Source organism: Cellvibrio sp. (genome assembly GCF_053579595.1).
The window spans coordinates 1-3,224 of sequence record NZ_JBRFPI010000462.1 but is presented as its reverse complement, the minus strand read 5'-3'; the positions used below and the strand labels follow the sequence as shown (position 1 = coordinate 3,224).

Sequence of the window (3,224 nt, the reverse complement as noted above, 5' to 3'; positions counted from 1 at the left end):
GCAAGGCTTTTACTTTGCGCGGATTATTAGTGAGCAATTTTAATGCTTTGATATTTAGATATTCGAGCATGGGCTTGAGGATAGAGTAATCGCGCATGTCTGCACCAAAACCCAATTGCTCATTGGCCTCTACCGTATCGGCGCCCTGGTCTTGCAAATGATAAGCCTTGATTTTATTCAGCAATCCGATACCGCGCCCTTCCTGGCGCAAATAAAAAATCACCCCGCGCCCAGCGAGAGCCACTTTGTGCATTGCCGCTTGCAACTGCGGCCCGCAGTCACAGCGCAGACTAAACAGCGCATCGCCCGTTAAACACTCGGAGTGGATACGCGCAAGCAGCGGTTCATCGCCACTGATGTCGCCCATAGTAAGAACGACATGCTCTTTAAAATTTTCTTCATCGCAAAAACCGTGCATTACAAAAATGCCCCAAGGGGTTGGCAATTTGGATGATTCTACATAAGTAATGGTCACAAGAACCTCACAGAAAACGCAATCAGCTGCAGCACTAGCAGCGCATAAATTCCGGCGAGCACATCGTCGATCATAATGCCAAAACCACCGTGAACTTTTTTATCCAGCCAGTTAATGGGCCAGGGTTTCAAAATATCAAAAAACCGAAACAACACAAACCCGATGACTATCCACAACCAACCAGCGGGCGCCATAAACATGGTGATCCAAAAACCAACAAACTCATCCCACACAATACCACCGTGGTCATGCACTCCCATCGCTTTGGATGAGCGATCACACCAAAACACGCCCAACGCGAAAGTCACTAATAACCAACTCAGGTAAAGCGGCCAAGAGAGATCTTGCAATAGCAAAAAAAAGGGAATCGCTGCAAGTGTGCCAAAGGTGCCGGGAGCCTTTTTGGCAAGCCCACTGCCAAATCCAAACGCAAAAAAGTGGTTGGGATTTTTAAATAATTGTTTAAAAGTGGGTGTCGTCATTAGAAATGTTGATATCCCGTTGTGGCCACCTTGAATGGTGCGCCTTCGTACTCACAGATGACTTTGCTGCCCGCTATCATTTCACCGATCACTGTGGCTTGTAATTTTCCCTGCGCAATTAACATAGCGATATCGGCCATTTTTTCAGGCGGAACCGTAAAACACAGTTCGTAGTCGTCACCACCACTGAGCGCCCATTGGTAAGCTTGCGCATCATTGTTTAATGATTTTAGCGCAGGTGATAGCGGCAAGTTTTCGACATCAATCACCGCACCCAAATCACTTGCATCGCAAATATGTTGCAAGTCGGCAACCAAACCATCAGAAATATCCAATGCACTGCTGGCGAGCTCACGAATTAATGCAGACTCAGCCAAACGCGGCGTTGGGCGATAAAAACGTTGCTGCAAATAGTCTGCATGCTCATAGGTAAATTGTTGGGTGTTTTGAATTGCGGCCAATGCAGCTGCACCGTCACCCAAAAAATTGGTCACTAAAATAAAATCACCAATATTCGCACCATCACGCCGCAGCGTGTGTTGCGGTTGGGTTGCACCCATCATCTGGATCGTAATCGATAAGGGGCCTGATGTCGTATCCCCCCCAACCAATGCAATGCCGTATGCGCGCGCGCATTTAAATAAGCCACGACTAAAACTGCGCAGCCATTCTTCGTTAGCTTCGGGCAGCGTTAATGCAAGCGTAAACCAGAGCGGATCTGCGCCCATGGCCGCGAGATCGCTTAAATTGGTTCTTAATGCGCGCTCGGCGATTAATTCAGGATCAGCATCAGCAGGAAAATGAACATCAGCAACCAGCGTATCGACCGATACTGCTAGTTGTTTTCCAGCGGGGATTTGCAAAAGTGCGCAGTCATCACCAATCCCCAGCAACACGCCTTCGGCAGGCTGCTCGGCTTGCTCGCGCTGGAAAAATTGTTGGATCAGTTGGAATTCGCTGGGCACTTTTGGGTCATTTTAAAAAGGTTAAGCCATTTAGGAAAAGGGGAGTTTTTTGAAGTGAAGGGCGATTTAGTCATCGCCCGAATAATTAACGACCCTTGCGCTCAGCGTTGACTTCCAATGCGCGTAATACCACGGCCGTTTTATCTAACACACCATTGATAAATTTGTGGCTGTCTTCTGCACCAAATTTTTTCGCCAAGGCAACAGCTTCGTTGATGACTACTTTGTATGGAACATCAATACGGAATTTAAATTCGTAGGTCGCAAGACGCAGCAACGCGCGAGTGATTGCATCCAATTCTGCCAGTGAGCGATCAACCAGAAAGGGTTCGTAAACAGCATCAAGTTCGCTTAAATGTTCAGGCACACCATGGAGGATATCGTGGAAATATTCCACATCCACTTTGCTCATATCGTTATCGGTGCGGAATTCTGCTTCGATTGAGTTGAGCGAATTACCGGTCATATGCCATTGATACAGCGCTTGCATCGCGTAGTGACGAGCCATACGGCGGGTGGCAGCGGTGTGGCCTTTTTGCGCGGTTGCTCCGGCTTGACCTGAGGGAGTAGTCATGAACAATTACCTGATAAAGAACTTGAATGCCCGCGTGCACGGGCATGAAATAAAAATAACAACAATTAAATCGTAACGGGCGTTAGATTTTCCCAAACAGGGAAACCATTTCCAGTGCGGTGGAAGCAGCCTCAACACCTTTGTTACCTGCTTTGGTGCCCGAGCGTTCAATTGCTTGCTCGATTGAATCAACAGTCAGTACACCAAAGGTTACGGGCACACCATATTGCAAGGAAACCTGAGCCAAACCTTTAACGCACTCGCCCGCAACATAATCAAAGTGCGGAGTACCACCGCGAATGACTGCACCTAACGCAATGATCGCGTCGAATTCTTTTTTCGCTGCAATTTTTTGTGCAGTCAATGGAAATTCGAAAGCGCCAGGAGCGTAATAGATGGTGACATTTTCATCTTTGATGCCGTGGCGGCGCAACGTATCCAGTGCACCGTTTTTCAAACTCTCTACAACAAAGCTGTTCCAACGGCTAACGATCAACGCGTACTTACCTGCTGACGCGGAAAAATCACCTTCAACTACTTTGATATTGCTCATGCTATTTTCTCTTAACGATGAAATTGTTAATCGTCCTCAGGGCAAACCTTTTAGTCACCCTCAGGGCAAATATATTCAACTACTTCCAAATCAAAACCCGAGAGCGCTGAGTAGCGCATAGGCGCGGACATTACACGCATTTTGCGCACCCCCAAATCGCGCAGGATTTGCGAGC

Annotated in this window: 5 protein-coding genes and 1 pseudogene; all 6 read right to left on the bottom strand. The window is 47.6% G+C overall.

Going from position 1 to position 3,224, the window contains the following annotated elements; genetic code table 11:
- On the bottom strand, window positions 1-475 hold a 475-nt coding region (gene ribA / locus ACWA6V_RS19740), incomplete at its 3' end, for a GTP cyclohydrolase II (protein WP_449524093.1).
- On the bottom strand, window positions 472-957 hold the full coding sequence (locus ACWA6V_RS19735) for a phosphatidylglycerophosphatase A family protein (RefSeq protein WP_449524092.1): 486 nt from the start codon (window positions 955-957) through the stop codon (window positions 472-474). The genes ribA and ACWA6V_RS19735, both read right to left, overlap by 4 nt.
- Window positions 957-1,922 (bottom strand): thiamine-phosphate kinase, encoded by a 966-nt coding sequence (gene thiL, locus ACWA6V_RS19730; RefSeq protein WP_449524091.1) that lies wholly within the window; start codon window positions 1,920-1,922, stop codon window positions 957-959. Before thiL ends, ACWA6V_RS19735 begins: the two co-directional genes overlap by 1 nt.
- A gap of 85 nt (window positions 1,923-2,007) precedes the next feature.
- On the bottom strand, window positions 2,008-2,496 hold the full coding sequence (gene nusB, locus ACWA6V_RS19725) for a transcription antitermination factor NusB (RefSeq protein ID WP_449524090.1): 489 nt from the start codon (window positions 2,494-2,496) through the stop codon (window positions 2,008-2,010).
- Between the two features lie 82 nt (window positions 2,497-2,578).
- Window positions 2,579-3,049, bottom strand: a complete 471-nt coding sequence (gene ribH, locus ACWA6V_RS19720; RefSeq protein WP_449524089.1) for a 6,7-dimethyl-8-ribityllumazine synthase — start codon at window positions 3,047-3,049, stop codon at window positions 2,579-2,581.
- Window positions 3,050-3,099: 50 nt separating this feature from the next.
- Window positions 3,100-3,224, bottom strand: a pseudogene (locus ACWA6V_RS19715) (bifunctional 3,4-dihydroxy-2-butanone-4-phosphate synthase/GTP cyclohydrolase II); the annotation flags it as partial.